General features: G+C 69.1%; 6 protein-coding genes. All 6 read right to left on the bottom strand.

The genetic code is table 11. The annotated features are described in order from the left end of the window. Window positions 1-1,013, bottom strand: a 1,013-nt coding sequence (locus KME77_RS16715; protein ID WP_219468172.1) for a glycosyltransferase family 39 protein, incomplete at its 3' end; no start/stop codon positions are given. A 304-nt stretch (window positions 1,014-1,317) separates the two neighbouring features. Continuing rightward, the gene (locus tag KME77_RS16710) at window positions 1,318-2,430 is read right to left on the bottom strand and encodes a hypothetical protein (RefSeq protein WP_219468170.1); all 1,113 of its coding nucleotides are present in this window, start codon (window positions 2,428-2,430) and stop codon (window positions 1,318-1,320) included. Window positions 2,431-2,675: 245 nt separating this feature from the next. Continuing rightward, window positions 2,676-3,224, bottom strand: coding sequence for a GNAT family N-acetyltransferase (locus KME77_RS16705; RefSeq protein ID WP_219468167.1), 549 nt, complete (start codon window positions 3,222-3,224; stop codon window positions 2,676-2,678). A 46-nt stretch (window positions 3,225-3,270) separates the two neighbouring features. Beyond that, window positions 3,271-3,540 (bottom strand): hypothetical protein, encoded by a 270-nt coding sequence (locus KME77_RS16700; protein ID WP_219468164.1) that lies wholly within the window; start codon window positions 3,538-3,540, stop codon window positions 3,271-3,273. Beyond that, on the bottom strand, window positions 3,537-4,574 hold the full coding sequence (locus KME77_RS16695; RefSeq protein WP_219468162.1) for a LacI family DNA-binding transcriptional regulator: 1,038 nt from the start codon (window positions 4,572-4,574) through the stop codon (window positions 3,537-3,539). The genes KME77_RS16700 and KME77_RS16695 overlap by 4 nt, the downstream gene beginning before the upstream one ends. After that, window positions 4,564-4,821, bottom strand: a 258-nt coding sequence (locus KME77_RS16690) for a hypothetical protein (protein ID WP_219468158.1), incomplete at its 5' end; no start/stop codon positions are given. The genes KME77_RS16690 and KME77_RS16695, both read right to left, overlap by 11 nt.

Genomic DNA, 4,821 nt, shown 5'->3' with positions numbered 1-4,821 from the left:
ACCGGCAGGACCGGCAGGGTCAGGAGCGCGATCAGTGCGGCGGAGCCGGCGGTTGCCGCGCCGAAGCCCGCGATCTTGAGTCGTCGGTGGCCCCGGGCGATCCATCGGTCCAGGACGATGCCGCCGGCTGCCATGAACAGCACCGTGCTGCCGATCGCGTAGTACGCCTTGCCACCGCTGATCAGGACCAAGGCCATGGCCACGAGGGCTGCCACTCCGAGTGGGCGCCAAGGTGCGGCTGCTCGTGATCCCAGGACCCAGGCCAGGCCCGCGATGCAGACCGGGAACAGCAAGGGGCCGGTGAACAGCCACAGTAACGGCAGGGCCTGGGCGCGGTTCGCCGACGCGTATCCGGCGATCTGTGAGGCCATCGTCAGTTGCGGCCAGCCGTTCGTGGCCTGCCATGCCAGGTTCGGGATCCACATCACGGTGGCGATCAGGGCCGCGGCCCAGGCCCACGGGGAGCGGAGGACTTCCCAGCGCCGGCACAGGAGTATGCCGACGACGAGGCCCGCGGCGAGGAACAGCGGGGTGTCCTTGTTCTCCAGGCCGATGCCTGCGCTCAGCCCCACCGCCAGCCACAGTCGCCGGTCCCCGCCGGCGAGCAGGCGTACCAGCAACCAGATCATCACCGCCCAGATCAGCAGGTCGGGCTGGGTGGTGGTGTTCAGGTGTCCCGCGCCGATGTAGCCCGAGACGCCGGTCGCCACGGCGGCCAGCACCTGTGCCCGGCGGGAGCCGCCCAGATCGCGGGTGATGAACCCGGCGATCACCACGATCGTGGCCATCTCCAGCGTCGGCAGGATCCGGGCCGCCGTCGGTGAGACTCCTAGGAGTGCGACCGACGCCGCTGACAGCAACGGGGTCAACGGCGGCTGGTCCACGTACCCGAATGCCGGATGCCGTCCCGCCACCACGAAGTACATCTCGTCACCGTGGAAGCCGTACGCCGCCGACAGGCTGAGTAACACGGCGACCAGCAGGGCGGCTACCAGCCACACCGGCCACGGCACCGCCCACCATCGGGAACCTGTCGGGGGTCTTGTCGCATCCGCGTCATCAGCCATCGGTCGTGATCACCACCGGTCGGGTCGGGAGGGCGTTCGCGACCGCCGCCGTTGGTGGATGCCACGTGCGGACGTGTCCTTGCCCGTGTCCTTGCCCGTGTTCGCGCTCATGATGAGCTCCGCAGTCAACGAGCCTCAGCTGTGAATGATAGCTGGATGATATCACATTGCTAGCACTCGGCTGTCGATCGTTGATGCTCCGGCGGCCGGGTGACGGCGTACTGACTGGCTGTCTGTGCGCTCGGCCTGTTCAGGGGAGGATCTCCAGGTGGGTCGCCCAGGGCACCGGTAGCCGCTTGACGGACAGCGTCGGCTCGCCGGGCCTCCAGACGGCGATCATGCCGGCGAGGTCGCTCTCCAGTGGGTAGGCGTTCTGAGTCGTAACGAACGCCCCTGCCAGTACCAGTCGGCCGTCCTGCGTCCAGAGCATCCTGTGGGTCTTGAGATCGGCGGGTGTGGGCATCGACGGCAGGCGCGTCCATCGCAGGGTTTCGGTGTCCAGCACCCAGACGTCGAGGTACTCGTACACCGACACGTTGTGTTCGAGGAACAGGACGGCGATGTGCTTGCCATCGGTGCTGACCTCGCCGTTCCAGGCCTCGCCCGAGCGGGTCGGCCGGTTGATCGGCTGTTTCTTCCCGGTGCCCGGGTCCACGAGGGCGAAGTCCTTGTCCTGCTGTTGTACCAGCAGCTTGCGGGAGGTCGAGGCCATGATCCGCGGATATTGGGCGAGTTTGCGCAGGCTGTCGTGCGCCAGGAGGAGCGATCTACGCTGGTGGACGGTGTGAAGGCCGTACCGGGTGTCGCTTGTCGGTAGCGCGCCGCAGTAGGTCCAGCGGGGGCGGCGCAGGAGCTTTCCGTTCTCGGTCAGCTTGCGTACGGTGCAGGGGCCGTCGTAGACCGGCTGGTCGGTGACCCAGAAACCCGAGCCGTCGAAGGCGGGGAACGCTGACCAGCCGCTGGACAGCTTCTGCGCCTGGGAGCCCTTGAGCAGGTACACCCACTCCTGGTTGAGCTTCGCCCCGGACACCCCGACGAAGGCTTGCCTGCCCCGGACGTAGGGGGTGACGGCGACCTTCGGGTCCGGGTTCGGGGCCGGCAGGCCCACGATGGGCGTCAGGGTGCTGGTGTCGACGTCCATCACCGCCGGAGCCGGGTCGGCCTTGCCGAAGGTGCTGACGACCAGGCGGATTCCGCTGGGGCCGAGCGGCCGGCCTGAGATGGGCCGGTGGCGTCCTTGCTCGGGCGCCGGGGTGGCATGCGTGGCCTTCCCGGAGGGCCGCACGGCTGGAGGCGTGGAGGTGCAGCTCGCCAGGCCTACCAGCACCAGCACCAGCACCGACGCCGGGAACTTCCTGATCAAGTTGGACACTCCCGGTGTTCGGAGGAGGGCCGTGTCAGGCCTCCTTTGCCTGACAGCAGGTCGCTGCGTCTGGCACCTGAGAGTAGACCGTTTCCCCTTCCCTGGCGTCGGGCAGTGGTGGGATCGCTGTGCGGCGATCCACTGGGATCGGATCCCGGAGCCACCTTGCCGTCGGCGACCTCACTCGCTGAAGCTCAGTAGCCGACCTTGGGGAGTCGCGTGGCCTGTGGGCGGTGCCGCGTGGCTCATACCTCCGGAAGGGAGGGATGGGCTTGCCAGGGGGCCGGTGCGGTGATGGACCAGCGCTCGTGGTCGCGCCACGCGCCGTCGATGTAGAGGTAGGCGGGCGACAGGCCCTCGCAACGGAAGCCCAGGCGCTGGACCAGGGCCAGGGACGCCTTGTTCGCCGGCTGGATGTTGGCCTCCAGCCGATGGAGCCGCAGGTCGGTGAAGGCGTGCCGCAGGGCGGCGGTGAGCCCGTCGGTCATGTAACCGCGCCCTGCGGACGGGGTGAAGGCCGCGTAGCCGAGGGAGGCGCCCTGGTAGCGGCCCCGGATGATCGAATTGATGTTGACCATGCCGGCGAGGGCGCCGGTCTCCCGGACGCAGATCAGGAAGCCCAGGTTGGTGCCGTCGTCGAAGCGACGCATCCAGGACTGGAACTCCTCCGCGGTGGCGGGGAGTTGCATCCAGGGGTGGTGCAGGTCGGTGCTGGCCTGTACGAGGGAGCAGAACTCGTCCTGGTCGGAGCGGGTGAGTGGGCGCAGTTCGACCCGTGATGGCGTTTCGGACATAGGTCAACGTTAGGGCCTGGTGCGAGTGGAGGATCGCTCGAAGACTTCAGGGATGACTGGTCAGGCGCCGGACCAGCTGGCTGGCGACCTCGTTGAAACGCCCGATGCCGGCGAATCCGCGCACCAGCGGCTGAACGCCTTGCGTCTCGGAGTAGACGAGGTTCGCCATCGACTTCACGTCTTCGATCGGCGCGAATATTTCTTGGGCTACTCCCAGGAAGCGGCTGAGGCGTCGGGCTTTTGTGGCTGGATACGCGCTGGTCTTGCCTTTGGTCGCTTGATCGGCTGCCGAGGAGTGCGCGGGCGGCAGAGTCAATGGGTGATGGGCGGGGCGGTGGAGCCTCGGACGACCAGGGTCGCGGGGAGCAGCAGTGAGCGGGCCGGGCGGGAAGGGTCCCCGATGCAGTCGAGCAGCATCCGGGCCGCCTCCGCCCCCAGCTCATGGTGCGGCACCGCGACAGTCGTCAGCGGCGGGCGCAGCTTGTCCAGGAACGGCATGTCGTTGAACCCGATCACGCTGATGTCGGAGGGGCATGACAGGCCGCGTTCGGCGAACACGTCGTAGCAGCCCAGCGCGATCAGGTCGTTGCCGGCCACCACGGCGGTGAAGTCGCGGCGGTCGTCCAGGAGGGAGCGCATGGCGGCGGCGCCGTCGTGTTCGCTCCAGTAGGCGCATTCGACCGTCAGCGCCGGGTCGTCGCGCAGCTCGTGGTCGCGTACGGCATGCCGGAACGCCCGGGCGCGGAGCCGTCCGGTGGACGTGCCGAGCGGGCCCGCCAGGTGGGCGATCGAGGTGTGGCCGAGCTCGGCCAGGTGGCGTACCGCCAGGGTGATGCCGGTGGCGTCGTCGCCGGTGACGGCCGGGATGGGCAGGTCCTCCACCTGGCGGTTGACCAGGACCATGGTCACGCCCTGCTCGTGGAGCTGCCGCAGCAGGGGGTGCTCCAGGCGGGCGGTGGCGACGATGAGGCCTTCGACCTGGCGGGAGCGCAGCGACTCGATCTTGGCGCGTTCCCGTTCGGCGTCGTTGTCGGTGTTGACGATCCAGACGTTGTATCCCTCGGACTCCAGGACGCTTTCCACGCCTCGCACGATGGGCGGGAACAGCGGGTTGGTCAGGTCGGGGATGACCAGGCCGACGGTGGCCGAGCGGGAGGTCTTCAGGCTGCGGGCGACCGAGTTGGGCTGGTAGCCGAGCGATTCGGCGGCCCGCATGACGCGGCGGGCGGTCTCGGCGCTGATCTGCTGCCGGGTCTTGGGGTTCAGGGCGCGTGAGGCGGTCGCGGTGTGGACGCCGGCCGCCTCGGCCACGTCGCGGAGCGTCGGCGGGGAGGACGGGTTAGCGTTCATCGTCCTCCTTCCCTGGCTCCCAATGGTCGACGAGGCCGTGGTCGAGCAGGTCGTACGCGGGCGCCTGCCCGTACCGGCGTCGCAGGCGCAGGATCGTCGACAGTGACCCGGCGTCGGCGCGGCCGTCGGCGACCAGCCCCTCGTCGGGGTCCGTCAACCGCTGAAGGTAGCGCGTCGCGGCGGCGGGGGACAGGCGCAGCGCCGACGCCGCCTCCTCGGCGACGAGGGTGTCGATCTCGCCGCCGAG

Source organism: Nonomuraea rhizosphaerae, assembly GCF_019396405.1.
Classification (GTDB): Bacteria; Actinomycetota; Actinomycetes; order Streptosporangiales; family Streptosporangiaceae; genus Nonomuraea; species Nonomuraea rhizosphaerae.
Note: the sequence above shows the minus strand (reverse complement) of the source record. Positions and strands in the feature narration are given on the sequence as shown.